Source organism: Nonomuraea mangrovi, assembly GCF_042681425.1.
Taxonomy (GTDB): Bacteria; Actinomycetota; Actinomycetes; order Streptosporangiales; family Streptosporangiaceae; genus Nonomuraea; species Nonomuraea mangrovi.
On the sequence record NZ_JBHUFV010000047.1, the window covers coordinates 158,392 to 183,186 of the forward strand.

The 24,795-nt window shown below is 70.5% G+C and carries 27 protein-coding genes and 1 tRNA gene; 13 read left to right on the forward strand and 15 right to left on the reverse strand.

The features are described from left to right. The first annotated feature begins 76 nt into the window (after positions 1–76). The 5 genes from ACFSKW_RS30825 to ACFSKW_RS30845 all read left to right on the forward strand — a co-directional run bounded on the left by ACFSKW_RS30825 (position 77) and on the right by ACFSKW_RS30845 (position 3,764). Positions 77–1,837 carry an alpha/beta hydrolase gene (locus ACFSKW_RS30825; RefSeq protein WP_379575985.1) on the forward strand — a complete coding sequence of 587 codons (1,761 nt, stop codon included), beginning with the start codon at positions 77–79 and terminating at the stop codon, positions 1,835–1,837. Positions 1,838–1,895: 58 nt separating this feature from the next. After that, positions 1,896–2,324 carry a hypothetical protein gene (locus ACFSKW_RS30830; protein WP_379575986.1) on the forward strand — a complete coding sequence of 143 codons (429 nt, stop codon included), beginning with the start codon at positions 1,896–1,898 and terminating at the stop codon, positions 2,322–2,324. Positions 2,325–2,383: 59 nt separating this feature from the next. Next, complete coding sequence (locus ACFSKW_RS30835; protein WP_379575987.1) at positions 2,384–2,608, forward strand: hypothetical protein; 225 nt, start codon at positions 2,384–2,386, stop codon at positions 2,606–2,608. Further along, complete coding sequence (locus ACFSKW_RS30840) at positions 2,608–3,024, forward strand: nucleotide triphosphate diphosphatase NUDT15 (RefSeq protein WP_379575988.1); 417 nt, start codon at positions 2,608–2,610, stop codon at positions 3,022–3,024. The genes ACFSKW_RS30835 and ACFSKW_RS30840 overlap by 1 nt, the downstream gene beginning before the upstream one ends. Positions 3,025–3,290: 266 nt before the next feature. Further along, positions 3,291–3,764 carry a macro domain-containing protein gene (locus ACFSKW_RS30845; protein ID WP_379575989.1) on the forward strand — a complete coding sequence of 158 codons (474 nt, stop codon included), beginning with the start codon at positions 3,291–3,293 and terminating at the stop codon, positions 3,762–3,764. A gap of 238 nt (positions 3,765–4,002) precedes the next feature. Here the strand turns inward: ACFSKW_RS30845 and ACFSKW_RS30850 are convergent, their stop codons facing one another. From ACFSKW_RS30850 to ACFSKW_RS30875, 6 genes are all read right to left on the reverse strand, one after another. Continuing rightward, positions 4,003–5,232, reverse strand: a complete 1,230-nt coding sequence (locus ACFSKW_RS30850) for an alanine--tRNA ligase-related protein (protein ID WP_379575990.1) — start codon at positions 5,230–5,232, stop codon at positions 4,003–4,005. Between the two features lie 544 nt (positions 5,233–5,776). Then, positions 5,777–5,850: transfer RNA gene (locus tag ACFSKW_RS30855), tRNA-Lys, on the reverse strand. 45 nt (positions 5,851–5,895) lie between these two features. Then, on the reverse strand, positions 5,896–6,819 hold the full coding sequence (locus tag ACFSKW_RS30860) for a nucleoside hydrolase (RefSeq protein ID WP_379575991.1): 924 nt from the start codon (positions 6,817–6,819) through the stop codon (positions 5,896–5,898). A gap of 250 nt (positions 6,820–7,069) precedes the next feature. Then, positions 7,070–7,459: an OsmC family protein gene (locus ACFSKW_RS30865; RefSeq protein ID WP_379575992.1), complete on the reverse strand. Its 390-nt coding sequence runs from the start codon at positions 7,457–7,459 to the stop codon at positions 7,070–7,072. 138 nt (positions 7,460–7,597) lie between these two features. Beyond that, a complete protein-coding gene (locus ACFSKW_RS30870; RefSeq protein ID WP_379575993.1) occupies positions 7,598–8,614 on the reverse strand; it encodes a HAMP domain-containing sensor histidine kinase in 1,017 nt (338 codons plus the stop codon). Beyond that, a complete protein-coding gene (locus ACFSKW_RS30875; RefSeq protein ID WP_379575994.1) occupies positions 8,611–9,288 on the reverse strand; it encodes a response regulator transcription factor in 678 nt (225 codons plus the stop codon). Before ACFSKW_RS30875 ends, ACFSKW_RS30870 begins: the two co-directional genes overlap by 4 nt. 177 nt (positions 9,289–9,465) lie before the next feature. On the opposite strand from ACFSKW_RS30875, the gene ACFSKW_RS30880 reads away from it, so the two are divergent. Together ACFSKW_RS30880 and ACFSKW_RS30885 are read left to right on the forward strand one after the other, a co-directional pair. Further along, on the forward strand, positions 9,466–9,996 hold the full coding sequence (locus ACFSKW_RS30880) for a hypothetical protein (protein ID WP_379575995.1): 531 nt from the start codon (positions 9,466–9,468) through the stop codon (positions 9,994–9,996). Positions 9,997–10,076: 80 nt separating this feature from the next. After that, positions 10,077–10,826, forward strand: coding sequence for an FAD:protein FMN transferase (locus tag ACFSKW_RS30885; RefSeq protein WP_379575996.1), 750 nt, complete (start codon positions 10,077–10,079; stop codon positions 10,824–10,826). On the opposite strand, the gene ACFSKW_RS30890 is transcribed toward ACFSKW_RS30885, so the two are convergent. Further along, positions 10,823–11,098, reverse strand: a complete 276-nt coding sequence (locus tag ACFSKW_RS30890) for a hypothetical protein (protein WP_379575997.1) — start codon at positions 11,096–11,098, stop codon at positions 10,823–10,825. The genes ACFSKW_RS30885 and ACFSKW_RS30890 overlap by 4 nt on opposite strands. Before the next feature lie 210 nt (positions 11,099–11,308). Here ACFSKW_RS30890 and ACFSKW_RS30895 point away from each other — a divergent pair, with 210 nt between their 5' ends. Together ACFSKW_RS30895 and ACFSKW_RS30900 are read left to right on the forward strand one after the other, a co-directional pair. Further along, positions 11,309–11,680 carry a phage holin family protein gene (locus ACFSKW_RS30895; RefSeq protein ID WP_379575998.1) on the forward strand — a complete coding sequence of 124 codons (372 nt, stop codon included), beginning with the start codon at positions 11,309–11,311 and terminating at the stop codon, positions 11,678–11,680. Then, positions 11,680–12,996, forward strand: coding sequence for an aromatic amino acid lyase (locus ACFSKW_RS30900; RefSeq protein ID WP_379575999.1), 1,317 nt, complete (start codon positions 11,680–11,682; stop codon positions 12,994–12,996). Before ACFSKW_RS30895 ends, ACFSKW_RS30900 begins: the two co-directional genes overlap by 1 nt. On the opposite strand, the gene ACFSKW_RS30905 is transcribed toward ACFSKW_RS30900, so the two are convergent. After that, positions 12,986–13,978, reverse strand: a complete 993-nt coding sequence (locus tag ACFSKW_RS30905; RefSeq protein ID WP_379576000.1) for a LacI family DNA-binding transcriptional regulator — start codon at positions 13,976–13,978, stop codon at positions 12,986–12,988. The genes ACFSKW_RS30900 and ACFSKW_RS30905 overlap by 11 nt on opposite strands. 124 nt (positions 13,979–14,102) lie before the next feature. On the opposite strand from ACFSKW_RS30905, the gene ACFSKW_RS30910 reads away from it, so the two are divergent. Beyond that, entirely contained in the window at positions 14,103–14,999 is an 897-nt protein-coding gene (locus ACFSKW_RS30910) for an amidohydrolase family protein (RefSeq protein WP_379576001.1), read from the forward strand. A 6-nt stretch (positions 15,000–15,005) separates the two neighbouring features. Beyond that, positions 15,006–15,533 (forward strand): cysteine dioxygenase, encoded by a 528-nt coding sequence (locus ACFSKW_RS30915; protein WP_379576002.1) that lies wholly within the window; start codon positions 15,006–15,008, stop codon positions 15,531–15,533. 2 nt (positions 15,534–15,535) lie between these two features. On the opposite strand, the gene ACFSKW_RS30920 is transcribed toward ACFSKW_RS30915, so the two are convergent. After that, entirely contained in the window at positions 15,536–16,207 is a 672-nt protein-coding gene (locus tag ACFSKW_RS30920; protein ID WP_379576003.1) for a hypothetical protein, read from the reverse strand. A 34-nt stretch (positions 16,208–16,241) separates the two neighbouring features. After that, positions 16,242–17,399 (reverse strand): CynX/NimT family MFS transporter, encoded by a 1,158-nt coding sequence (locus tag ACFSKW_RS30925; protein ID WP_379576004.1) that lies wholly within the window; start codon positions 17,397–17,399, stop codon positions 16,242–16,244. 220 nt (positions 17,400–17,619) lie between these two features. Here ACFSKW_RS30925 and ACFSKW_RS30930 point away from each other — a divergent pair, with 220 nt between their 5' ends. After that, complete coding sequence (locus ACFSKW_RS30930) at positions 17,620–18,618, forward strand: LacI family DNA-binding transcriptional regulator (RefSeq protein WP_379576005.1); 999 nt, start codon at positions 17,620–17,622, stop codon at positions 18,616–18,618. Positions 18,619–18,664: 46 nt separating this feature from the next. Here the strand turns inward: ACFSKW_RS30930 and ACFSKW_RS30935 are convergent, their stop codons facing one another. Next, positions 18,665–19,879: an MFS transporter gene (locus ACFSKW_RS30935; protein ID WP_379576006.1), complete on the reverse strand. Its 1,215-nt coding sequence runs from the start codon at positions 19,877–19,879 to the stop codon at positions 18,665–18,667. Positions 19,880–19,936: 57 nt separating this feature from the next. On the opposite strand from ACFSKW_RS30935, the gene ACFSKW_RS30940 reads away from it, so the two are divergent. Further along, positions 19,937–20,908, forward strand: a complete 972-nt coding sequence (locus tag ACFSKW_RS30940) for an ArsR/SmtB family transcription factor (protein ID WP_379576007.1) — start codon at positions 19,937–19,939, stop codon at positions 20,906–20,908. Here ACFSKW_RS30940 and ACFSKW_RS30945 read toward each other — a convergent pair. The 4 genes from ACFSKW_RS30945 to ACFSKW_RS30960 all read right to left on the reverse strand — a co-directional run bounded on the left by ACFSKW_RS30945 (position 20,898) and on the right by ACFSKW_RS30960 (position 24,785). After that, positions 20,898–21,695, reverse strand: a complete 798-nt coding sequence (locus ACFSKW_RS30945; RefSeq protein ID WP_379576327.1) for a carbohydrate ABC transporter permease — start codon at positions 21,693–21,695, stop codon at positions 20,898–20,900. The genes ACFSKW_RS30940 and ACFSKW_RS30945 overlap by 11 nt on opposite strands. Beyond that, positions 21,695–22,600: a carbohydrate ABC transporter permease gene (locus ACFSKW_RS30950; RefSeq protein WP_379576008.1), complete on the reverse strand. Its 906-nt coding sequence runs from the start codon at positions 22,598–22,600 to the stop codon at positions 21,695–21,697. Before ACFSKW_RS30950 ends, ACFSKW_RS30945 begins: the two co-directional genes overlap by 1 nt. Before the next feature lie 13 nt (positions 22,601–22,613). Next, positions 22,614–23,912, reverse strand: a complete 1,299-nt coding sequence (locus ACFSKW_RS30955) for an extracellular solute-binding protein (RefSeq protein ID WP_379576009.1) — start codon at positions 23,910–23,912, stop codon at positions 22,614–22,616. A gap of 123 nt (positions 23,913–24,035) precedes the next feature. Beyond that, a complete protein-coding gene (locus ACFSKW_RS30960) occupies positions 24,036–24,785 on the reverse strand; it encodes an AMP-binding protein (RefSeq protein ID WP_379576010.1) in 750 nt (249 codons plus the stop codon). Between the last annotated feature and the right edge of the window lie 10 nt (positions 24,786–24,795).

Below are 24,795 nucleotides of genomic sequence, written 5' to 3' on the forward strand. Positions count from 1 at the left end.
CGCCTACCGGAGAAACCTGCGCGAGCCGCCGAACCCCTGACCGGCCGCCACCTGCCCTGACATCCTGAACCGCGTCATGGCCGATCACGACGCAGCCCAGGCGGCGTTCGGACGAGTGGCGGCACTCGCAGCCGAGCACCACGCCGACCTCGACCCGGCGGCGCGGCTCTCGCGCACGCACGCATGGGTCGGCGGCGGCGCTCCCGCCTTCGCCGCCGAGCTCGCTCACCGGCGCTCCGCCCTGCAGTCGGCGCTGGCCGCCGCCGTGCACGCCCTCGCGGATCTCGTCGTACGGCAGGGCGGACCGCACCCGCCCGTCCCCACTCTCACCTCGTCGATCACGACCGTGAGCGCCGCTCCAGGAGGCTTCCACGGCATCGACCCGCAGGCCATGACCGCCCTGACGACCTGCCTGGACCACGGCGCGCACGCTCTGACCGCCGCCGCCTCCCGCATCGCCGCCGAACTGTCCGCGCACGGGCTGCCCACCCACCCGGGCCACACGATCGGCCGGATCGCCGCATGGGCCGGCACGCAGACCAGCGACCTCCGGCGGAGACTGGCCCAGATCCGCCGAACCGTCCCCGGCGCCATGCTCCCCTCAGGGATCGCCGCCTACGGCCTGTTCGGCACACACGCCACCGACCCGGCGGGCGCCGGAGCGCTCCTGTCCCGCATCGCCGCCGGCGAGAACTCCGCGATCGCCCGGCTGCTCGCCGTACAGGAACAGGCGCAGGACCCCGGCCTTGCCGCACGCGTGAACGCCTGGTGGCAGGCCCTCGCCGCCGAGACACGAGAGCACTTCATCGACGCGGCCGGCGCCGGACTCCTCAACGGCCTTCCCGCGACCTTCCGCGATCAGGCGAACCGGCGCATGCTCGCAGCGGAGAAGACCCGGCTGACGCGCGAACGCGACACCGCCACCGCCGAACTCCTCCGGGCCCGCGACCCTCTGCTGCTCGGCACCTGGGAACGCGTCGCCCATCGGCTCCGCCGTATCGAGCTCATCGAAAGGGAACTCCAGCCCGTCCCTGGAAACCCGCCACCCCTCCTATTGGCCTTCGACCTGCTGGGACAGGGCCGGCTGATCGTCTCATGGGGCGACCCGGACATGGCCGGCACGACGGTCACCTCCGTGTCCGGCCTCACCTCAGGACTGGACGCCGCCCATGGCGACCTGCACCGCTCCCGCGCCCTGTGGCAACAGGCCGCCTCCTCCAGCGGCGGCAGGACCGTCGCCTCGATCACCTGGCTCGGCTACGACGCACCCCAGATAGACCCAGGCGTGTTCGAGCCAGGCACGTCGGTCGCCTTCCAGCACGCCGCGACCAAAGGCGGCGCCGCGCTGGCGGCCTTCACCGACGGCCTGCGCGCCTCCCACCAGCCCTCCAGTACGGCTCGCAGCGTCATCGTCGGCCACAGCTACGGCTCCCTCACCACCGGCCACGCGGCCCTCCTCCGGCCAGGACGGCTGGCCGACGACCTCATCTTCGTGGGCAGCCCCGGCGTCGGCGTCGACCACGCCGGCCGCCTCGGCATCGACCCCGCCCACGTCTGGGTCGGCGAAGCGGGCAACGACCCCGTCGCCGCGCTGGGCCGATTCGGTGCCGACCCCGGACACGCCGCCTTCGGCGCCCGACGCTTCCCCGTCGAACGCGACCTCTACACCGCCGCCCACAGCAGCTACTGGAACCCGATGTCCGTCTCCTTGACGAACATGGCTCGCATCATCAACGGCCAGTACGACAAGATCGCCACTCCTGAGCCACTCAACGATCGGCCAGAGCTCCTGATGCCCGAACTGGCCCCCGACCTGTCATCGCGCTTCCAGAGGTGATCCACCGTTGCCCCGAGCCCTCCTCCTCGCCCTCTCCCTCCTCCTGACGGGATGCACCGTGAACCAGCCCACGATGACCCAGGCCCAGGCTCTCGACCGAGTTGAGCAGCTGATCCGCGAGACCGCCGCAGCGTTGACACCCCAACCCCGTCTGGAACTGCTTCCTTCGTCAGTCGCTCCGCACACCTGCCTCGACCAGGGAAAATCGGAGAATCAGCTAGTGATCTATCGCGCCTACTGGCTACGCGACCTACCCCGAGCGGACAACATGAACATCGCCCGGCAGGTCCAGGCCTACTGGGAGAAGCGGGGTCATGTGATCACCGCTACGGGCGGCTTCCACGATGGCGCCCCCACCGTCCATGGCGAGTCACGCCCCGATGGCTTCCTGCTCGCCCTGGTCTGGGCCGAGGGTGACGACCTGTATCTCGCGTCGACCTCAACCTGCGTGTGGCCCAACGGAAGTCCGCCTGCGGACTCCCCCTGATCGGCGGCCGGCCGTCGGGCCCGCGAGGCGAAGTTGGGTTCGCCGTAGACTGGCTCCTCGTGGATTGGATCGAGCGGATCGCCGGACGCCCCGAACTCGGATGGCTCCCCGCGACCGAGACCGCGGGCCGTCCGCATCCCGAACCCGGATGGCTCCCCGCGACCGAGACCGCGGGCCGTCCGCTTCTCGAACTCGCCCCCGCCCGGGCCGAAGATCCCGCTCTGGCCGCCCGCGTCGCCTCCGGCAGCCAGGGCTTCCGCCTCCCCGTTCGGGGAACGCGCTGATGGGGATCATCGGCGTCGGCGTCGTGCTCGTCGATTCGGACGGCCGGATTCTCCTGGGTGAGCGGATCAAGTCAGGTGAGGAGCCGTCGTGGTGCCTGCCCGGCGGCGCCGTCGAGCCTGGAGAGTCCTTCGAGGCGGCGGCCGTACGGGAACTCGCCGAGGAGACCGGCATCCATGACGCGGTACGGCCGCTGGTCACCGCCGTGATCGTGGACAGCCATGAAGGTACGGCACGCGTGACGGCGGCCGTGGCGATGACCGCCGGCCGTACCGCCGCGCGGGTCACCGAGCCGGAGGTGTTCGCCTCGTGGCAGTGGTTCGCCCCCGAGCAACTGCCTGAGCCGCTGTTCCCCGCGACCGCCCAGGTGCTCACCTCCGCGTCGGGAGGCTGGCGCTATCCCATCGGCGACCGCTGAGCGCGTAGGGACAGTCGGCGTCGGCCGCGTGCGCTGGGCGACGTCGCCGCCTTGGAGATCCTGGTCGGCGTCCGCGATGACGACTCTCGCCGGGCGACGCCGCCGCCTTGGAGACCCAAGTCGGGCGTCCGCGGTGACGACTCTCGCCGGGCGACGCCACCACCTTGAAGACCCAGGTCGGGCGTCCGCGATGACGACTCTCGTTGACACGCCGGCGGGTTCCGCCACACGCGTTCTTGTCGGTGGTCCGGCGTAGCGTCGGTCCTGTGCTTTCCTACGTGACCGGGGACGCGACCTCACCCCTCGGCGAAGGCCCGAAGATCATCTGCCACGTGTGCAACGACCTCGGTCGCTGGGGCCGGGGCTTCGTCCTCGCGCTCTCCGCGCGTTGGCCGGAGCCGGAGGACGGTTACCGTGCCTGGCACCGCTCCGGTGAGGGCTTCGCGCTGGGCGCGGTGCGACTGGTCGAGGTGGAGGCGGAGCTGTGGGTGGCGAACATGATCGGCCAGCACGGTGTCCGGGCGACCGAGGAAGGCCCGCCGATCAGATACGACGCTCTCGATCGCTGTTTGGAGGCGCTCGCGTCGCATGCCGTGGAGCTGGGCGCGAGCGTGCACATGCCGCGCATCGGCGCCGGGCTGGCGGGAGGCAGCTGGGACCTGATCGAGCCGATCATCACCCGGCGCCTGGTCGAGCGCGGCATCCCGGTCACCGTGTACGACCTCCCCGCGCCGGACTGATCGCGAACAGCCGGACCGGTCGCGAACAGCCGGATCGGCCGCGAACAGCCGGACCGGTCACGGGAAGCCGGACCGGCCGCGAACAGCCAGACTGATCGCGGACAGCCGGGAGGCCACGTGCTCCGCCGTACCGGTGGGAGCCCGCACGCCGAGGCACGTGGACCCGGTGATGGCGACCATGCGACCAGGACGGCCCGCCCGGCCCGAGCCCCGACCCAGGTCGGGGCTCGGCTGACGGCTACCGCGACTGGGCGTTCACACGCGTCCGAGGGTCGGATGTCGGAGTGGACGGATCTGATCCGAGTTCGGTGAGCAGGCCGATGACGAGCTCGCGGGGCAGGCCGTGGGTGTGGTGGAGGTAGTCGTAGTTCTCCTCGCTCAACGGCCCGACGAAGCCCAGCCGGGACAGCACCTGCCGGCCTCGCGTCAGCAGCTTGGAGAAGCGTCGCTCTTCATCGAGCAGCACCTCGCGTACGTGGTCAACTCCGCATGATTGCCGGAAATGCCCCAGCGTGTGGTCAACAAGCTCCCGAGGAAGGTCGGACACGGTGCGGGAGGGATCATCGCGCCACAGGGTGGTGAGGACGCGGCGCGTGAGCCGGCGCAGCACGTAGCCGCGCCCGGTGGTGGAGGGCATGGTCCCGTCGCCGATGACCACGATGCCGGAACGCAGGTGATCGATGATGACGCGCAGGGATGACTCGTCGGTGTCCCACAGGCGTGGGATGGTCCTCATCCACGGGTCGAACACGTCACAGTCGAAGACCGATCGTCGGCCCTGCAGGATGGTGACCAGCCGTTCCAGCCCCATGCCCGTATCGATGCCAGGCTGGGGCAGGGGATCAAGGCTGCCGTCCTCATGGCGGTGATAGCGCATCTGCACGTGGTTCCACACCTCGACCCAGCGCTGGTCACTGCTCGGGGTGCCCTGTGGCGGTTCCTCTCCGGTCCATACGAAGATCTCCGAGTCGGGGCCGCACGGTCCGGTGGGCCCGTTGGACCACCAGTTGTCCTCGCCGGTCAGTTCCACCGGCACGCCCATCTCGCTCCACGTCCGGACCGACTCGGTGTCGTGGCCGACCTGCTCGTCGCCGCCGAAGACCGTGACGTGCAGCCGGTCGGGGCGGATACCGAAGCCGTCACGCAGCAGCTCGTATCCCCATCGAAGGCTCTGCGAGCCGCCGTAGTCCCCCAGCGACCATGAGCCGAGCATCTCGAACACCGTCAGGTGGGTGTTGTCACCGACCTCGTCCAGGTCGGTGGTGCGCAGGCAGCGTTGAAGGTTGACCAGGCGCCGCCCGAGCGGGTGCGGGCGGCCTTCCAGGTAGGGGGTGAGCGGGTGCATGCCGGAGGTGGTGAACAGCACCGGATCTCCGGGAGGCGGGATGAGCGAGCCTCCGGTGATGCGTCGGTGACCACGCTCACGGAAGAACTCGATGAAAGTGCTGACGGTCTGATCGACGTTCATGACAGCAGGGCCTTTCGGGTCATGGGGACCGGAAAGAACCGCAGGCAGACTGCAGACTGCGAACAGGAGTCAGACGACACACCGGCGGCCGTTTCCGGTGGCCGGTGATGAGGAGGAGGTCAGGCAGCGGCGACCGGCGAGCTCGTAGCTCGGGCGGCTGCGGCGAGATTGCGCGAGGAGACCTCCATGTGCTCGACGCTACCAAACGGCCGGGAGAACCTCACTGGCATTTTCCGTGCCGGCCACACCTGCCTTTCGAACACATCGTGCGCCAGGCCCTCGATGATCACGTTCACAGAGCCGCCGGCCCGCCGGAGGGGCAACGCAGCCGCCCCGGGAACCGGGCCGACAGGACCGATCGGCTCGACCGCGGCCTCCGGCATCTCAGAGCTGGGGATTGTCACCCTCCCGCGAGTATTCGGCGAAAGCCGGTTAAGAAGGGTTGAGTCGCTGATCCGCGGGAGCACCCCCACAGGCAGGCAGGCGCATCAAGCGAAAACGAAGAAACCCCAGCTCGGCGAACCGAGCTGGGGTTTTCCGTCTGTGCGCCGCCAGGGACTCGAACCCCGGACCCGCTGATTAAGAGTCAGCTGCTCTAACCAACTGAGCTAGCGGCGCTTGCGACAGGTGTAACTGTAGCAGCAGCCAACCACCACTCGCACATCACGCGATCCTGGCCGCCAGCCTCTCGTACGACTCCAGCATCAGCTTCCAGAAGCGGTCCACGTCGAGGTCGACCGCCACGGCCGCGTTCGGTACGCGCCCGTCCACCTTGAAGTCCGTGACCGTCATTCCGGCCGTGTACGTCCCGGCGGTCTCGACGTTCACGACGGCGGGGACGAGGGTCAGCAGGGTGGGGTCGATGACGTGCGCGACGGCGACCGCGTCGTGGATGGCGGGGCCTCCGTCGGCTTTCACCACACCGTAGAACTGGGAGATCGGCACCACCAGGTCGGCCAGCCGTCCCAGTGACCGCATCTGGTCCAGGATCGACTCGGTGACGACGGCGGTCAGGGTGACGTCGAGGCCGACCATGGTCACCTCCCAGCCGGCGTCGAACACGATCGACGCCGCGGCGGGGTCGGCCTTGATGTTGAACTCGGCGGCGGGCGTGTGGTTGCCGCGGGTGTAGGAGCCCCCCATGATCACGAAGTCGCGCGCCCACTCGACGATGCGCGGCTCGCGCCGTACGGCGAGGGCGATGTTGCTGAGCGGGCCGACGGCGACGAGGGTGATCTCGCCGGGCGCGGAGCGGAGAGTCTCGATGATGTAGTCGACGGCGTGACCGTCGGCGACCCCGCGGGTCGGCGCGGGGAGGGTGACGCCGCCCAGGCCGGTGGCACCGTGAATGGAGTCGGCACGGACGCCCGCCCCGAGCAGCGCGCCGGCGCTGCCTGGCGTGACCGGGACGTCGCCGAGCCGGTAGAACTCGCGGAGCGAGAGGGCGTTGGCGGTGGTCAGGTCGAGGCTGACGTTGCCGCCGACGGTGGTGATGCCTACCAGGTCGATCTCGGGGGAACCGGCTGCGAGCGCCAGGGCCAGCGCGTCGTCGATGCCGGGGTCGCAGTCAAGGAGGAGCTTCTTCACCCCAAAACAGTACACATGAATCGGGGCCGGACGGCTTCCCCCAAAACCGTCCGGCCCCGATCTACCGCGGTCCAGGCCGACACCTTCCCCCGAAGTGTCGGCGGTCCCGCACAGCAGACGACGGTCCCCCTCCGCGTCCGCATCGGCAAAAGCTCTGCAAGTCAGTCGCAGCACCCTTGACCTGCTTCAACGTTACAGAGACGAATGCAACGGACGCGTCATACCAGGGTCGATTATCGCCCTAATCAGCCTAGGGGAGCTCCAAGCGGACCTCCGTGCCCTCCCTGAGCGAACGGCTCACCGTGCAGTGCTTCTCCTCCACCCGTTCGGCCACCGCCCTGAACACCTCGTCGGCCTGCTCGGAGGGGACCTCCACGTCGTAGGTCACGGTGACGGGCCCGAGCTTGCTCGGCTCGACCTTCTCCGCCTCGACCGTCATCGCCAGCCGGAGCAGGCGGTGCCCTCGCTTTGCCGTGAGCGGTTCCACGGTCACGATGTTGCACCCGCCGACGGCGGCCAGGAGCAGTTCGACGGGGGTGAAGACGCCGTCCTCGTCGCCACCGCCGATCTCGACCCGCGCACCGCGGGCGTTGGTCGCCACGAAACCGTCGTCTGTCCGCTCAACACGCACGTTAGCCATGCCGGTCAACCTACCGGGAGTATCCGGACCGCGCGCGTCCGAGCCGCCCTGTCCGTCGTCGGGTACGGCGGCGCCCCAGGAGTTCGACGGTCCGACAAACCTCTGGACCGAGGGATCCGCAGAACCCAAGGGCCGGGGTCACGCCATCCCGGGGAGGACCAGACGGACCAGGGTTCCCCCGTCCGGGACCGAGACAGCCGACACGGTGCCCCCGTGGCTGTCCACGACCTGCCGTACGATCGCCAGCCCCAGCCCCGACCCCGGTTTCGTCCGCGCCTCGCCGGACCGGTAGAACCGGTCGAAGACGAACGGCAGGTCCGCCACCGGAATCCCGGGCCCATGATCGCGGACCTCCAGCACCCCGTCCCGCAGCGTCACTTCGACCGCGTCCTCAGGCGCCCCGTACTTGGCGGCGTTGTCCAGCAGGTTCCCCACGGCGCGCGCCAGCCGGTCGGGCACGCCCCTGACCACGGTCGGCTCCACCGCCACCGTGAACCTGGTGGCCGCCCAGTGGAGTCCCGCCCTGGTCACCTCGTGCTCGACGATCTCGTCGAGCCGCACGTCCTCGACCAGCGCCACCGGTTCCTCGTCCCTGGCCAGTTCCACCAGATCCGAGACCAGCCCGCTCAGTTCCTCGAGACCGTAGACGACCGCCTGCCCGACCTCGTCGCGCTCCTCGGCGGGCAGGTCGCCGCGCACCAGGAGTTCGGCGTTGGTCCTGACGGCGGTCAGCGGCGAGCGCAGCTCGTGCGAGGCGTCGGCGACGAGCTGCTTCTGCGCTTTGGCCGATCGCTCCAGGGCGTCCAGCATGGTGTTGAAACTGGCCGCCAGTTTCCCTATCTCGTCGTCGCGGGCCACGTCGATGCGCAGCCCGAGGTCCCTGGTGACGGCGATCCTGGAGGCCGTGGCGGTGAGCGTCGACAGGGGGCGGAGCGAGGCGCGGGCCGCCAGCCACCCGAGGAAGGCGGCGATGACCAGTCCGCCGACGGCCACGGCGAGGAACGGCCAGCCGAACTCCGCCTGCCACCGTCCGATCTGCCCCATGACGCTCTCGGCCCTGCGGCAGGTGACGTAGTAGGCGGCTCCGAGCACGAGCAGGACGGAGAGCGCCGCCGCGAGGCCCGCCGCGAGCGCGAGCCTTAGATGAAGCCTCATGACTCCCTCAACACGTATCCGAGGCCGTGCACTGTCTGGATCAGCCGGGGTTCTCCGTCGTGTTCGGTCTTGCGCCGCAGGTAGCGGATGTAGACCTCCAGCGAGTTGGAGCCTGGCGTGAAGTCGTATCCCCAGATCCGTTCCAGGATGACCTCCCTGGTGAGGACCTGTCCCGCGTTGCGCATGAGCAGTTCGAGCAGCGCGGCTTCCGTCCCGGTCAGGTCGAAGAGCCTGCCGCCGCGTCTGGCCTGGCGGCTCTCGGTGTTCAGCGCGAGTCCCGCGAACTCCAGCGCCCCTCCCGAGGAGTTGGTACGGCGCAGCAGCGCGCGCACCCTGGCGAACAGCTCTTCGAGGGCGAACGGCTTGACCACGTAGTCGTCGGCGCCGGCGTCGAGCCCCTCCACCCTGTCTCCCACGCCGGACAGCGCGGTCAGCATGAGGACGGGGGTCCTGTCGCCTTCGGCTCGCAGGCGGCGGCAGACCTCCAGCCCGTCCATGCCCGGCATCATGACGTCGAGCACGATCAGGTCGGGACGGTCCACGGCGGCCACGGCCAGCGCGGTCGGCCCGTCGGGCGCGCTCCTGACCTGGTATCCCTCGACGCGAAGCGCTCTGCTGACGGCGTCGCGCACCTGGGGCTCATCGTCCACAACCAGAACTTCGGATTTACCCATCTTCTATTCAGGCAACTCTCATCTACTTCGCAGACTGTCTTTTCTATGACTACCAGCACCCAGTCTCTCCCGCCGGTGCTCTTCTGGTCTGGCGCGGCAGTGGGACACTTCGGAGCAATTCACCCCGCTTGGAGTTACCCGTGGCTCCCGACGGCCCATGTCGGCACCGCGGTTCTGGTGGTGCTCGGCCTGGTGGCGGCGCGCTGGAACAGGCAGGAGCGGCTGCACCCCAGCCTCAGGTGGGCGGCGTATCTCGCTGGGGCGCTGGTGGTGGTCCATCAGCTCGCCTCGCCTGCGGCGGTGACGGGGCTGAGCAGGGTGGGCTCGTTCCTCCTGTACGGCGCGGCGCTGGCGGTGCTGCTGTGGGAGCGCAGGCCCGAGCCCCGGACGTCGACCCTGCTGATCGCCGAAGGCGTGGGCGCGGCCGCGATCGCCGCGAGGGTCAAGGACCCGGAGCGCACGGTGGTCCTCTACCGCGCCCGGGACACCCGCGAGGCCCAGCAGGCGCGCGAGCTGCGCGAGCTGGGCGTGCCCGTGGTGCTCGTGGAGGGCACCGAGCACGATCCCCGGGCGAAGGAGGCGGTCAGTGCCTCGGGCCTGCGCCGCCTGGTGCCCGACATCTCCCAGCGCACGGTCCACGTGTACGGCCCGCGAGGCTTCGTCCGCTACGTCAGGGGCGCGTTGACCAGGCTCCGGCGAAGGGCATAGCCGCTGTCACGTTGGCGCGTTGACCAAGCCCAGGTAAAGGACTTAGCCGGCCGTTATGGCTCGCGTGGGACGGTGACCGCATGACCTTTCCCGGTGCCGCTCGAGTCCAGATGGTGATGAGCCTGCCCGTGTGCGTGGACATCCGCACGGCGCTTCCAGGGCGGGAGCTGACGCCGCTGCTGGACGACGCGTTCAGCTGGCTGCGCTGGGTGGAGGACACCTTCCGCCCCGGCGTGGACGGCGGCCACGTCGCCCGGCTCGACGGCGGGCGGCCGATCGAGGGGATCCCCGAGCTCGTCGAGGTCACGCGCAGGTGCGAGGAGCTGAGCGGGGAGACGGGTGGCTGGTTCGACGGCAGCGAGGGCGAGCGGTTCGACCCGATGGCCTACGTGCGGGGCTGGGCCGTGGAGCGCCTTTCGCGCGCGCTGGCCGGCGCCGGCGCGGTCGACCACCGGGTGACCGCGGGCAGCGGGACGAGGGTGCGCGGTTCCTCAGCGCCCGGCCGCCGCTGGAGGGTGGGCATGCGCGACCCGTACGACGGGGTCACCACCAGGGTGCTGTTCGCCCATGACGCCGCGGTGGCGACCGCGGGCGGCGAGCAGTACAGCGGGGACGGCAGGGCGTGGGTGTGCGTCGTCGGCCCCGACCTGGGCGCCGCCGGTGCCTACGCGGGCGCGATGCACGCCATGGGCACGGCCAGGGCAAGGCGTTTCGCGAGGGAGCTCGCCGCGCGCCTGCCGTACCAGAGCATGGTGGTCGGCGCGGACGGGCGCGCGACGAGCACCCCGGGGTTCACCGGCCACGGGGTGGAGACCAGGCTGGCGGGCTAGGCCTCGGGGTGCTTCGACAGGTAGTCGACGTAGAGCGGTTTGAGCGCCTCCCCCAGATCTCCGTGTCCCGAGGCCATGGCGTCGCTGAGCAGGGCGGACAGGTGGCTGAGGTCGTTGACGACCTCGCCTCCGTGACCGCTCGCCGCCTCGGCCGCGGGGATCGCCTTGAGCAGGTCCCAGATGAACGCGAAGTCCCCGTGGCGTACGGCGTAGTGGACCGCCCGCTCGTGCAGCTCGATCGTCGGCAGCGTCTCGAGTTCTCCACTGTCCATGTCACTCCCTCCCCAGGAGGGCTCTTCCCCGCGATGTCGCCTCGATAACGCCTTCTCAGGACTACTTAGCGTCATGGCCGGGCACGTAGCGTCCATGATCGACCGTCGGCCGGCGACCTTCCCCGCCGTCACCGGGGGCGCGGCGCCCACCGGGGCCCGGCGGCGGCACCCCTTCCTCATCGCCGATCAGAGATGCGAGGATCCTGTGGCGTGAAGTTCATTATCAAAGTTCTCGTCGTGGCGGCATCCCTCTGGGTCGCCATCCAGTTCGTGAGCGGGGTCGCGATCACGACCCCGACGGGCACGGCCCAGTACTGGGGCACGCTGCTCGTCGTGGCGCTGATCTTCGGTGTGATCAACGCCGTGATCAAGCCGATCATCGAGACGATCGGCTGCGCGTTCTACGTGCTGACGCTGGGGCTGTTCGCCCTGGTCGTCAACGCGGGTCTGATGCTTCTCACCAGCTGGGTGTCCGAGCAGCTCGACGTCCCCTTCCACGTCTCCGGTTTCTGGCCCGCCTTCTGGGGAGCGATCGTGGTCTCCATCGTGAGCTGGGTGCTCAGCCTGGTCCTTCCCGACTGATGGAGCTCGACGGCACCTCCCTCACCTGCGCGCAGGTGGCCACAGGCGGCCCGGTCTCGATCGCGTCACTCGATCGGGCCCGGGCCGCCTGGCGTACGGCGCGGTCGCTGACCGGCCCCGTGTACGGCCAGAGCACGGGCGTCGGCGCCAACAAGGACACCTCGGTCCAGGAGGGCGGCTTCGACCTGTTGCGCAGCCACGCCGGCGGCGCGGGCCCGCTCGTCTCCGAACGACGGGCGAGGGCCATGCTCGTCGTGCGGCTGAACCAGCTCCTCGCGGGCGGCTCGGGCGTGGATCCCGCGCTGCTGCCCGTGCTCGCCGAGGCGATCAACGGCGGGCACACCCCGCCGGTGCGCACCTATGGCGCGATCGGTACGGGCGATCTGACCGCGCTGGCCACGACCGCGCTGTGCCTGCTGGGCGAGCGGGAGTGGCGCGGGAGCGGGCCAGGCCCCAGGTTCCCGCTGTCGTCGGCCGACGCGCTGCCGTTCATCAGTTCGGGCGCGGCCACGCTGGCCGACGCCGCGCTCGCGGTTCACCAGGTGAAGCTGCTGCTCGACGCGGCGATCGGCGTGGCCGCGCGCACCTTCACCGCGGTCAACGCCTCGGCGGAGCCGCTGGCGCGGGCCGTGCACGAGGCACGGCCCCAGCCTGGGCAGGCGGACGTGGCCGCGCGGCTGCGCGGGCTGCTCGCCTCCGAGGAGGCGGTCAGGGTCCAGGATCCGTACGGCTTCCGCGCCTTCGCCCAGGTGCACGGGGCGGCCGTCGACGCGCTGGCCCGGGCGCAGCGGGCCGTCGAGGTGGATCTGAACGCCGCCAACGAGAACCCGCTGTTCGACGGCGAGCTCGCCTGGCACAACGGCAACTTCCACGCCGCCCCGATCGCGTTGGCGCTCGACGCGCTGCGCGCGGCGCTCGTGCCGGCCGCACAGCTCGCGACCGCGCGGCTGGCCACGCTCATGGAGCCCGCCTACACGGGGCTGCTGCCCTTCCTGGCGGGGCGGCAGGGCGACTCGGGCGCGATGATCCTGGAGTACGTCGCCCATGACGCCCTCGCCGAGCTGCGCCTGCTGTCGGCGCCTGTGACGGGCGGCACGGCGGTCATCTCGCGCGGCACCGAGGACCACGCGAGCTTCGCCACCCAGGCGGCGCGGGCCGCGCTGCGCTGCGTGGAGCCGCTGGAGATCGTGCTGGCCTGCGAGCTGGTCGCCGCCAGGCGCGCCCTGGCCGAGCGCGGCGCTCCAGGGGAACGGGATCGCCCCCTCGACACCGATCTCGACGCGGCCAGGGAGGAACTGCGCCTGGTCAGCGGCTGATCCGCCGCACTGATCCGCGTTCGCGCAGTGTGGGCTGCTGGACGACCCTGCGGCGGCGGGCCGCGCCGTCGGCCGCCGCGGCCACCAGGCGTACGGCGGCGCGGACGATGCCGTCGAGGTTCCAGTCGACGGTGGTGAGGCCGGGGGTGAGCAGGCCCGACATGGGATGGTCGTCGTAGCCCATCACCGACACGTCGCCCGGCACCGACAGGCCGCGCTCGGCGGCCGCCGCGTAGACGCCGTAGGCGATGGAGTCGGAGAAGCAGAACACGGCCGTGTGGCGCCCGTCCTCCAGCACCTCGCGGGCCACCTCGGTGGCGCCCACCAGGTCGTAGGGCGCGGGGGCCACCTCGATGTCGAGGCCGAGCCTGTCGGCCTCGGCGCTGGCGTGGACGTCGGCGGGCCTGTCGGGGGTGCGGGCGCCCGTCGGGGTGAGCACCGCGATCCTGCTGTGACCGAGCGCCTTGAGGTGTTCGAGGGCGAGCGTGACGCCGCTCCTGTTGTCGAAGACCACCTCGCCCGCCGTCCCTGGCAGCCCGTCGCCGATCGCGACGACCGGAACCGACTCGCACAGGTCGGCCCAGAACGGCGCGGCGGGATCGACGGGCTGCACGATGAGGCCGTCGACGCGCTGGTCGCGCAGTTGCGTGGCCAGCGCGCGCTCGCGGCCCGGGTCGCCGACGGCGTCGAGGATCAGCGCGTAGCGGTCCTTCTCCCGCAGGCCCCTGCTGATGCCGACAGCGAGGGACTGCTGCCACAGGTCCTCGAGCGAGCCGCAGAGCACGCCGATCATGCCGGTGCGGCCGCTGGCCAGCGCTCGGGCGATGGGGTCGGCCTCGTAGCCGAGTTCGGCCGCGGCGGCGCGGACGCGCTCCATGGTCTCCTCGGAGACCTGGAGCCCGCGAAGGGCGTACGAGACGGCGGCAGGTGACAGGCCGGTCGCCTGCGCGACCTCTTTGATGGTCGCTCGCTTTCTGGCCATCCGCCAAGCCTACTCAGCGTTGACAAAAGCAGGGGTGAAGCGGTTCACTGAATCGCATCACTGAAACGGTTCACAAGGTGATCCCCAGGTTTACCTGTATTGTCAGTAGGAAATAGAGGGAGGTATGGCCGTGAGCATCGACGTGCATCAGCACCTGTGGACTTCGTCGTTCGTCGACGCGCTCCGCGCTCGCGCCACGCCTCCCTACCTCGACGGGTGGACGCTGATCCTCGACGGCGAGCCCCCGTACGAGGTCGACCCCGCCGACCACGCCGATCGCGACACCACGGGCCTGGAGCTCGCGCTCGTCTCCCTGTCCAGCCCGCTCGGCATCGAGTCGCTGCCACCCGAGGAGGCGTGGCCGCTCATCGACGCCTATCACGAGGGCGCGCTGAAGCTGCCGGAGCCGTACGGCGCGTGGGCGGCGACCTGCCACAGCGAGATCGACCCCGACCGGCTGGCCGCCGACCTCGACCGTGGCTTCGCCGGGCTGCAGATCCCCGCGACCGCCGAGCCCGACGACCGGCTGCTGGAGGTGCTGACCTCGCGCGACCTGCCGCTGTTCGTGCACCCCGGCCGTGCCGCGGCCGAGCTCGACCGTCCCGGCTGGTGGCCCGCGCTGGTGCCGTACGTGCAGCAGATGCACGCGGCGTGGCACCACTTCCGCGCGGTGGTGCGCCCGCGGCACCCGCGCCTGCGGGTCTGCTTCGCGCTGCTGGCGGGGCTCGCGCCGCTGCACTCCGAGCGGCTCATGGCCAGGGGCGGCGGCCGCGGCCAGGTCGACCCCTGCCTGTTCGTGGAGACCTCCTCGTACGGCCCGCGGGCGATCGACGCGATCATCCGCGAGCTCGGCATCGACGTGGTGGTGAACGGCTCGGACGCGCCGTACGCCACCGCCTTCCAGGACGGCCCGGGCATCGGCCAGGCGGCCGCGCACGCCATCAGGGTCACCAACCCGCGTCGTCTCCTGTCGGGAGACGACAGCAGCCACATTTCTCGTGCATTGGGACGAAAGGAGTAAACGCACGTGAGCACCAACCTTCCAGACCGCGCACTCGATCGGCGGGAACTACGCGAGCTGGTCGACGACCTGGCCTCGAAGCCTGCCCAGTGGCAGGACCAGGTGCAGTTCCCGGCCGACGGCGGCCGGCACTACGCCTCGCTCTACCGCGACGCCTATGTCGATGTGTGGCTGCTCTGCTGGCGTCCCGAAGACGACACGGGCTGGCACGACCACGACATCTCGTCGGGAGCGGTGCACGTGGTCCAGGGCGCGCTGCTGGAATGCAACCCGCGCATCGGCGGCGAGCACCTGGAGACCGTCGTCGCCGAGGGGCAGTCGTTCCACTTCGGGCCCGACCACATCCACAGGCTGACAGGAGCGGTGGACAAGAGCGTGTCCATCCACGCCTACTCGCCGCCGCTGTGGCGGCTCGGGCAGTACTCCATCGACGACACGGGCCTCATGCGCCGCGTCTCGGTGAGCTACGCCGACGAGTTGCGCCCCATCGACGGCGAGCCGGTGGGCGACGCCGCCATGGAGGAAGTGGCCTGAGCTCAGGCCGCCTGGGGCTCGCGCAGCACGCAGCAGGTCGCGCAGGCGTCGGCCTCGGGAAGGGTGACCCACAGGCAGCAGGTCCTGCGCCGGTAGCCGTCGGCGGTCTGTTCGAGCAGACCGTCGACGGGCGGCCCCACCTCGCGCAGCAGGCTCATGTAGTCGGCCTTGACCACCACGGTCATCGGGTGCGCGAAGGCCTCGGCCGTGGAGCCCCACAGCGTCCGCCTGCCCACCCTGGCCTGCCCGCTGATCGCGTTGACCAGCGGCTCGTGCGCCTGCAGGAGCGCCTCGCGGATCGCCTCGGCGCTGCCGGCGACCGACACCGACGTGGCCGCGATCGTCACACCCGCGTCGGACCGCCTGAAGTAGATGTCCTCGTGCCGCATGACGGGCGCCTGCCTGTTGAGCGCCCAGCCGAGGGCCATCGGGAAGGTGAGCCAGTAGCCGAGCGTCTTCCACAGCAGCGCCGCGCCCACGTGCCTGGGCGCGTCGTACAGGCCGGCGGTCTGGTCGATCAGCGCGCTCAGCAGCGTGGACGGCTCGCGTGACAGCTCGCTGAGCGGCGTCCACGACTCGTCGGGTTCGACGACAAGACCGGGTAGGACGCCGAGCACCCCGCCACGCTCGGCGGCGACGCGTTCCAGCACTCCGGTCAACTCCGCGAGCGGCACGGCAAAGCCCTTTCCCTGAAAAGGTTAGCCTTACCTAAGATAGCAGAGGACGGCCTGCTCGCACGCCCACAACCAGCTGGATCATGCAGGCCGCGATACCCGCGAGCAACGGAAGCGTCCAGCCGCCGGACACCTCCCTGAGGATCCCGATCAGCAGCGGGCCGAGCGCGGCCAGCACGTAGCCGACCGACTGGGCCACAGCCGACAGCGCGGTCACCGACGCGGGATCGGGCGCGCGCAGGGTGATGATGAGCAGCGCCAGCGCCAGGGAGGCGCCCTGGCCGACGCCGAGCACGATCATCCACACCCACGGCACGGTGGTGGGGGCGAGCAGCACGCCCACGTATCCCGCCACGGTCAGCAGCGCGGCGGCGGCCACGTGCCCGGCCTGCGACCGCCTGCGCTCGGCGTGCACGGGAACGGCCAGCGTGGCGGCGACCTGGGAGAGGTTCGAGACGGCCAGCAGGAAGCCCGCCTGCTCCGCAGGGATGCCCGCCTCCTGGAAGATCGTCGGAAGCCAGGCGAGCATCACGTAGAACGTCAGCGACTGGATGCCCATGAACGCGGTCAGCTTCCAGGTGAGCGGGCTCCTCATCAGCGCCATGAACGGCCGCGGGCCGTTGGCGGGCGCCGCCTGCCTGCCGAACGCCTGAGGCAGCCAGATCAGCGCGGCGGCCACGGCGGGCACCGCGACCAGGGCGGAGACGCCGCGCCAGCCGTACCCGGTGAGGCTTTCGAGGGGGATCATCAGCGCGGAGGCGGCCGCGGCACCGCCCACCAGGGCGGAGACGTAGATGGAGGTGAGCAGGCCCGCCTTCGCGGGGAAGTGCTGCTTGACCACGCCCGGCATGATCACGTTCAGGATCGCGATGGCGGTGCCCGCGATGGCAGCGCCCGTGTAGAGGGCGGGGGCGCCGTCCAGGCTGCGGACCACCACGCCCGCGGCCAGGATGAGCAGGGCGACCAGGAGCGTGCGGTCCAGGCCGATCCTGCGCGCGAGCAGCGGGGCCACGGGGCCGAACAGGCCGAGGCAGACCACCATGACGGTGGTGATGGCGCCGCCTCCGGCGGGGCTGAGGCCCACGTCGGTCATGATCTGGTCGAGGAGGGGGGAGATTCCGGCGATGGCGGGCCGCATGTTGAGCGCGGCAAGCACGAGCCCGGCGACGAGGAGGGTGGATCTCAAGGACATAGCGCGGCCCACTCTGTCATGCCACCCCCACGAGCGGGGCGACCGCCCTCACCCGCCCCGTCACCAGGATCCGAGGTGGCAAGCCAGAAGGGATAGGCGTCGACATCGCCCCGCCTGGTCACCCACCGGGTCTCCCTGAACGCCTCCAGGTTTCGCCGAAGCGCGCCCCCACCGACCTGACAACGTTGTCAAGCCGACGCGCATGATAAATGATCCCTATGTGAGACCGACGATGAAGGATGTCGCGGCGGAGGCGGGGGTCGCGCTCAAGACCGTCTCCCGGGTCGTGAACAACGAGCCAGGCGTGAACGCCGCGACCGCCGAGCGGGTGCGCGCGGCGATCGAGCGCCTCGGCTACAGCCGCAACGAGAGCGCGAGGGTGCTGCGCCAGGGCAGGACGTCGAGCATCGGCCTGGTCATCGAGGACGTCGGCGACCCCTTCTACTCAGGGGTGAGCAGGGCCGTCGAGGAGGTCGCGATCAAGCACGGTTCCCTGGTGCTCAGCGGCTCATCAGGCGAGGAGCCTGCCAGGGAGAAGGAGCTGGTGCTCACCTTCTGCACGCGCAGGGTCGACGGCCTCATCGTGGTGCCCGCCGGGAGCGACCACTCCTACCTGCGGGCCGAACTGGACGCCGGCACGCCCGCCGTGTTCGTGGACCGCCCCGCGGGGCCGGGCCTCGACGTCGACACGGTGCTGTGCGACAACGCGGGCGGGGCGCGGCTGGCCGTCGAGCACCTGCTCGCGCGGGGGCATCGGCGGGTGGCCTTCCTGGGTGACAGCCCGGCGATCTACACGGCGAGCGAGCGAGAGCGCGGCTACAGGGAGGCGCTCGGCGACCTGGTGGACGAGCGGCTGATCTCCATGGCGCAGCCGTCGCTCGACGGGGCGCGGGCGGTCCTGGACCGCATGCTGGGGATGGACGACCCGCCCACCGCGCTGTTCACGGGCAACGGCCGGTGCACTGTCACGGCGCTCCGGGCCTTGGAGGGGCAGCGGATCGCGTTGATCGGGTTCGACGACTTCGAGCTGGCGGACCTGCTGAACCCGGGGGTGAGCGTGGTGGCGCAGGACCCGGCGGGACTGGGGAGGGTGGCGGCTGAGCTGCTGTTCAGGAGGATCGCGGGGGACGTGGGGCCGGTCGAGCGGATCACGCAGCCGGTACGCCTGGTCGCGCGGGGCTCGGGAGAGATCGGACCCACCGGGATGCCGACCGGCTGAGCGCCGGGGTCGGCGGGGGTTCGGGCGGGTCGGCCTTCGGTGGGGGTCACGGGGTGGGGACGGGGGTTCGGGCCGGGGTCAGGACGCGGGCGAGGGCGAGCGCGGCGAGGATGCCGACCGCCCCTGAGACCGCCATCGCGGGTCCCGAGCCCGCCAGTTCCGCCACTCCGCCGATCACCGCCGCCCCGACCGCCTGGCCGGTCATCAGCCCTGCCGACTGCAGGCCGTACGCCTGGCCTCTGACCTGCTCGGGGACCGCCTCCAAGAAGCGGCGCTGCAACCCGAGCTGGTAGGCCAGGCACCCGGCCGACAGCGCCGCGAGCGCCGCGGTGACCGGCGCTCCAGGCTCGGCCACGAAGAACAGCCACGGCACCCCCATCGCCGCCGCCAGCGGAAACGACAGCCGTTCCCGCAGCGCGGGAGCGGCGAAGCGGCCCACGGCGAACTCGCCCACCGCCATCCCCACGGCCGCCGTGGCCAGCGCGAGCCCCGCCCCTGTCGCCGTCCCCGCCGAGGTGAGGTACGGCACGACCATCGCCTCGGCCCCCGCCAGGCACATAGGCGGCACCCACATCGCCAGCAGCAGCCCCCGCACGCCAGGCGAGCCGAGCAGGACCCTGTTCACCCGCAGCGTCGTACGCACCGTGCCGCGTCCCGAGCCACCCCTGGCCGGCGTGTACGGCAGGCCGTACCTGAGCACGATCGCCGCCACCCCCGAGACGCCCGCCGTGACCGCCAACGCCCCCTCGGGCCCCGCCACGGCCAGGATCGCGCCGCCCAGCGACAACCCGCCGATCTGCGCGCCCGCGCTGGTCACCCCCATCAGCGACCTCCCCAGCACGAAGGCGTCACCGGGCAGCACGTCGGGCAGCATGGCGTTGCGCGCGGCCCCGAACACCGGCTGGCCGAGACCGCTGACCAGGATCAGCGCCAGCATGGCCCACACGGGCAGCCCCGCGTAGGCGAGCACCAGGCACACCACGAGCCTGACCAGCTCCCCCGCCACCATCAGACCGCGCGGCGGCAGCCTGTCGGCCAGCGACAGCAGGAACATCCCTCCGGCGAGGTACGGCAGCCAGCCCGCCATGTACGCGGCGGCGGACAGCCCTGGCGAGCCCGTCCGCTCGAAGACGAGGACCGACAGGGCCAGCATCTTGACCCCGTCGCCGCCGACCAGCAGCGCGAAGCTGCCGAACAGCACCCTGAACTCCCTGACCCTGAACACGTCGCGAAAAGTCGCCTGATCCCTGCTGGTATCCATGCGCCAACCTTCGAGAACACGCCGTCAGAGGGCGACATATTCGGGAATATCCGAAGGGTGATCAGGATTGAGGTCAGCCCCCAGGACATCGCCGCGAGCCGTTTCGCCATCTCACCCCTCATCGAGACGGTGCACGCGACCTGGGTGCTCGAAGGCAGGGTGAGCGCGGGAGCGTTGCAGGCGTGGGCCGCGCGGTGGCGGGAGCCGTACCGGCGGCTGGGCCGGCCGGGACTGGCGTTGATCCAGGCCATCTCCGGTCACCGCGGCTCGGGGAACGTGGACTTCGTCGCTCCCCCGCCTACCGGGGTGAACGTGCCGTTCGACAGGGAGCTGGCCGCGCTCAGGGCCACGCCGCTCGACCGCGCCCACGAGGAGATCGCGCAGCTGACCGTCCCCCGCGAGCTGCGTGCGGCACTCGAAGGCCCCCACGTCGTACGGCTGATCGCCGACGCCCTCGAAGCGGTGTGGCGGGAGATCGTCTCGCCCGAGTGGCCCCGCTTCCACGCCGTGATGGAGCGCGACGTGGTGTGGAGGGCGGGCAGGCTGGCGACCTCCGGGTGGGCGGCGGCGCTCGACGATCTCAGCGCGCAGGTCCGCTGGCGCGACGGCGGCCTCGACTGCGACCTGTCCAGCGACTTCGTCAAACGTGATCTCAACGGCAGGGGCCTGCTGTTCATGCCGTCGGTGTTCGGCTCGCGCGTGGGCGTCTATCTCGACGACGCGTGGCCGTACGCGCTGGTCTATCCCGCGCGCGGGGTCGGCGCGACCCAGGCGGGAGGCGGCGCGCGGCTGGAGGCGCTGATGCGGCTGATGGGCCGCACCCGCGCCCGCGTCCTGGCCGAGCTGGCCACGCCCGCCACCACGACACAGCTGGCCGCCGTGATGGGGCAGGCGCTCGGCACGGTGGGCGAGCACGTCGCGGCCCTGCGCGGGACCGGTCTCATCACCGGCGCCCGCGCGGGCCGTGGCGTGGTCTACTCGCGCACCCCGCTGGGCGACGCGCTGGTCACGGGGGAGCTCACCCCTTGAGCGCCCCCGCCATCAGCCCGCGCATGAAGAACCGCCCGAGCAGCAGGTAGATCAGCATCGTCGGGATCGAGGCCAGCAGCGCCGCGGCCATCTGCTGGCTGTACGGCGTGGCCTGCGCTCCCGCGATGTTGTTCAGCATGACGGTGGTCGGCCAGCTCGTCGGCCCGGTGAGGAAGACGGCGAACAGGAAGTCGTTCCACAGCGAGGTGAACTGCCAGATGATCACGACGGCGACCGCGGGACCCGAGATGGGCAGCACCACCGACCAGTAGGTCCGCAGCATGCCCGCGCCGTCCACTCTGGACGCCTCGATGAGCTCGTCGGGGATGGTCACGTAGTAGTTGCGGAAGATCAGCGTGCAGATCGGGATGCCGTAGACGACGTGCGCGAGCACGAGTCCCGGGATCCCGCCGTAGATGCCGAGGTTCACCATGAGCTGGACCAGCGGGATCATCACGCCCTGGTAGGGGATGAACATGCCGAACAGGAACAGCGTGAACAGCACGTCCGCGCCGGGAAAGCGCCATTTCGACAGGACATAGCCGTTCATGGAGCCGAGCGCGCACGACAGCAGCGATCCGGGCACCGCCAGCAGGACGCTGTTCCAGATGCCGGGTGCGAGCTTCTCCCACGCCACCCGCCACGCCTCGAACGTCCAGACCTGCGGCAGGTTCCACGCCTGCGCGGGGTTGGCCTCGGTGAGCGGCTTGAAGCTGGTGACCAGCAGCACGTAGATCGGGATCAGGAAGATGACCGCGAAGACGATCAGCAACCCACGGCGGAGGATCACGAGCGCCTCTCCTTGCGGACCGACCAGATCAGGTAGGGGATCACGAAGATCGCCACGCTGAGCACGATGTAGGAGGCGATGGTCGCGCCCTTGGCCGGGTCATGGGAGTCGAAGACCGCCACCCACATGAACACGGCGGGCACGTCGGTGATGATCTGCTTGCCTGACACGGCCATGACCAGGTCGAAGGTCTTCAGCGAGATGTGCCCCAGGATGATCAGCGCGGACAGCGTCACGGGGCGCAGCAGCGGCAGCACGATGTGCCGGTAGACGCCCCATTCGGTGCATCCGTCCACCCGTGCGGCCTCACGCAGTTCCTCGGGCACGCCTCGGAAACCCGCCAGGAAGAGCGCCATGACATATCCGGACATTTGCCAGATTGCCGGGAGGGCCATGGCGGCCATGCCCCAATCCTGGTCCCTGAACCAGGCCCACTGGGGCAGGCCGATCACGTCGAACAGCCGGTTGAGCCCGACCGCCCGCTCGCCCTGGCCCGAGTTCATCAGCCACCGCCACACGATGCCGGTCGCCACGAACGAGATCGCCATGGGGAACAGGTAGATCGCCCTGAACGTGCCCTCGCCCTTGATCCCCTTCTCCATGAGGAAGGCGAGGAACCAGCCGAGCAGCAGCGCCCCGCCCACGAACACGACCGTGAACAGGATCGCGTGGTTGACCGAGAGGTGCCAGCGGGGCAGGTCCCAGATGTCGATGAGGTTGCGCAGGCCGACGAACGAGCCCTCCGACACCTCGTCGTGCTTGTCGGTCATGGCCAGGCTGAAGTTCCAGCCGAGCATGCCGTACACGAACACGCCGATCAGGATGATCGAGGGGGCCACCAGCAGCAGGCCCGGCAACCAGGCGCGGGCCCGCCGCAGGGCGGACCCGCCTCTCCTAGCCATCACTGTGCAGGCCTCACTGGGCGTTGGCCGCCGCGGCGTCAACGAGGCCCTTCTGCAGCGCGGCGACGTCCTTGCTGCCGATGAACAGGCCGACCGCCTCGTTGATGGAGGCCAGCCAGGGCTGGTTGACGGCCACGCCGTGCTGGATGGATCCGGCCAGCTTGTTGGAGGACCAGTCCTTCAGCGCGTCGGCCAGATAGTCGGTGTAGAGCGAGGCGTCGGCGTCCTTGCGCGCAGGGATGGAACCCTTCTTCGGATTGAAGGCGTCCTGTCCCTCCTTGCTCGCCGCCACCTTGAGCCACGCCACCGCGCCGTCCCTGTTCTTGGCGCCCTTGGGCAGCGTGAAACTGTCGGACAGCCACAGGTAGGTGCCCTCGGTGCCAGGCGCGGCCGCCCAGTCGAAGTCGGTCTTCGACTGCTTGCCGAGGCCGCCCTCCGGTGGGTTGTGGAAGTAGCCGTAGGCCCAGTCGCCCATGATGTTGAAGGCGGCCTTGCCCTCCGCCACCTGCGCGGCGGCCGGCTGCCAGTCGTCCTGCGGGTCTCCCGCGTACGACATGATCGTCTTGAAGTTCTCCAGTGCCTTGGTGACCTCGGGAGATCCCCAGTTGGCGCCCGGCTTGAACAGCGCGTTGTAGCCGTCGGTGCCGAGCGAGCCGAGCAGCACGCTCTCCATCAGGTGGGTGACGGTCCACTCCGAGCCGATGGACAGCGGAATCTTGCCCTTGGCCTTGACCTTCTCCAGGGCGGCGATGAACTCCTCGATCGTCTTGGGCGCACCCGCGACCCCTGCCTCCTTCAGGACGCCCGGGTTGAACCAGAGGATGTTCGACCTGTGGATGTTGACGGGCACCGAGTAGATCTTGCCCTCGTAGCTGATCTGCTCGACCAGCTGCGCGGGGAAGACGTCCTTGAGCTTGAGCTCGTCGTAGAGGAAGGTCAGGTCCTCGAGGTCGCCCGACTTGATGTAACCCTGCAGCTCCGCGCCCGCGTGACCCTGGAAGGTGTCCGGCGGGGTGTCGGCCTGGAGCTTGGACTGCAGCAGCGCCTTGGCCTTGTCGCCGGAGCCTCCCGCCACGGCGGCGTCGAAGAAGGTGAAGCCGGAGTTCTGCTTCTCGAAGATCTCCTTCATGGCTTTCAGACCGTCGGCCTCACCGGGCCCGGTCCACCACGAGAAGACCTCCACCTGCTTCTTCGCGTCTCCTCCCGCGCCGGAGGCCTGACCCGACGGAGCCGCAGTGCCGCCTCCGCCGCCGCAGGCCGTCAGCCCGAGCACGGCCGCCAGGGTGATCGCCGCTAACCACCGTCGTCTCATCGCACACCGCTCCTTCACCACGGTCGGTGACAACGTTGTCAGTAGGGCAATCAACCCACTTCGCACTCCGCGACGTCAAGGCATGTGCGGGTAACAGGTCGGCATATTCGGGGAGCGCTCTCTTTACAGTCGCCGCACGCCACGGCCCGCCAGCGCCGTCACCGTCACACCGAAGTCGTGAAGGGTCCCCGCCAGGCTCGCGGGCGCGAGCCCGTTGGCTGCGATCACCAGTGCGCCCCTGCTCACCGCCAGGCCGACCAGCGCGACCAGGTCGCCGCCGCCATCAGGCGGCCAGGTCACCAGCACCACGTCCGAGTCGGCCAGAGCGACGCCGCTGTCCAGGGCGCTCATCTCCCCGAGCAGGTCATGGTGGGTGAGCGTGCGGCCGTCGGCCAGCGACAGCGCGGTCTGCGTCGCGGGGTCGAGCGACGGCAGCGGCACCGCGTCCAGCAGCGAGAGCCGCGCGAAGTCGACGGTGTCGAGCGCGTCGCCGAACGCGATCACCTGCCTCACCCTGGAGTCCTCCACCGCCCTCACAGCCGAGTCGGCCAGGCGGCTCGTGGTGATCATCATGCGCGCGTCGCACTCCGACAGCCGCCCGGCGATCCGCCCGACGGGCAGCGCGGGATCGAGCGGCGCGGCCACCCCGCCCGCCGCGATCACGGTGTGGACGGCCAGCGTCTGCGCGGTGACGGTGTCGACGTGGACGCCCACCACCTGGTGGGGTCTGGCGCCCCTGCGGATCAGGCCCGAGGCGGCCGCGGTCACCTCGGTGACGAGACGGCGGTAGCCGTACACCAGGCCGGCGGTCAGGTCGATCAGCGCGGGACGGTCGCCGCGCTCGTAGGCGGCGGCGAACACACCTCCCGTCACGGCGCCCGGT

What these genes read in the sequence shown, in the direction of transcription:
- ACFSKW_RS30910 (WP_379576001.1), top strand. Translation starts at nt 14,103, where the DNA reads ATGGCCGTGAGCATCGACGTGCATCAGCACCTGTGGACTTCGTCGTTC.
- ACFSKW_RS30955 (WP_379576009.1), bottom strand. Translation starts at nt 23,912, where the DNA reads ATGAGACGACGGTGGTTAGCGGCGATCACCCTGGCGGCCGTGCTCGGG.
- ACFSKW_RS30885 (WP_379575996.1), top strand. Translation starts at nt 10,077, where the DNA reads ATGACCTTTCCCGGTGCCGCTCGAGTCCAGATGGTGATGAGCCTGCCC.
- ACFSKW_RS30875 (WP_379575994.1), bottom strand. Translation starts at nt 9,288, where the DNA reads ATGGGTAAATCCGAAGTTCTGGTTGTGGACGATGAGCCCCAGGTGCGC.
- ACFSKW_RS30870 (WP_379575993.1), bottom strand. Translation starts at nt 8,614, where the DNA reads ATGAGGCTTCATCTAAGGCTCGCGCTCGCGGCGGGCCTCGCGGCGGCG.
- ACFSKW_RS30935 (WP_379576006.1), bottom strand. Translation starts at nt 19,879, where the DNA reads ATGGATACCAGCAGGGATCAGGCGACTTTTCGCGACGTGTTCAGGGTC.
- ACFSKW_RS30925 (WP_379576004.1), bottom strand. Translation starts at nt 17,399, where the DNA reads ATGTCCTTGAGATCCACCCTCCTCGTCGCCGGGCTCGTGCTTGCCGCG.
- ACFSKW_RS30905 (WP_379576000.1), bottom strand. Translation starts at nt 13,978, where the DNA reads ATGGCCAGAAAGCGAGCGACCATCAAAGAGGTCGCGCAGGCGACCGGC.
- ACFSKW_RS30865 (WP_379575992.1), bottom strand. Translation starts at nt 7,459, where the DNA reads ATGGCTAACGTGCGTGTTGAGCGGACAGACGACGGTTTCGTGGCGACC.
- ACFSKW_RS30900 (WP_379575999.1), top strand. Translation starts at nt 11,680, where the DNA reads ATGGAGCTCGACGGCACCTCCCTCACCTGCGCGCAGGTGGCCACAGGC.
- ACFSKW_RS30825 (WP_379575985.1), top strand. Translation starts at nt 77, where the DNA reads ATGGCCGATCACGACGCAGCCCAGGCGGCGTTCGGACGAGTGGCGGCA.
- ACFSKW_RS30950 (WP_379576008.1), bottom strand. Translation starts at nt 22,600, where the DNA reads ATGGCTAGGAGAGGCGGGTCCGCCCTGCGGCGGGCCCGCGCCTGGTTG.
- ACFSKW_RS30890 (WP_379575997.1), bottom strand. Translation starts at nt 11,098, where the DNA reads ATGGACAGTGGAGAACTCGAGACGCTGCCGACGATCGAGCTGCACGAG.
- ACFSKW_RS30850 (WP_379575990.1), bottom strand. Translation starts at nt 5,232, where the DNA reads ATGAACGTCGATCAGACCGTCAGCACTTTCATCGAGTTCTTCCGTGAG.
- ACFSKW_RS30840 (WP_379575988.1), top strand. Translation starts at nt 2,608, where the DNA reads ATGGGGATCATCGGCGTCGGCGTCGTGCTCGTCGATTCGGACGGCCGG.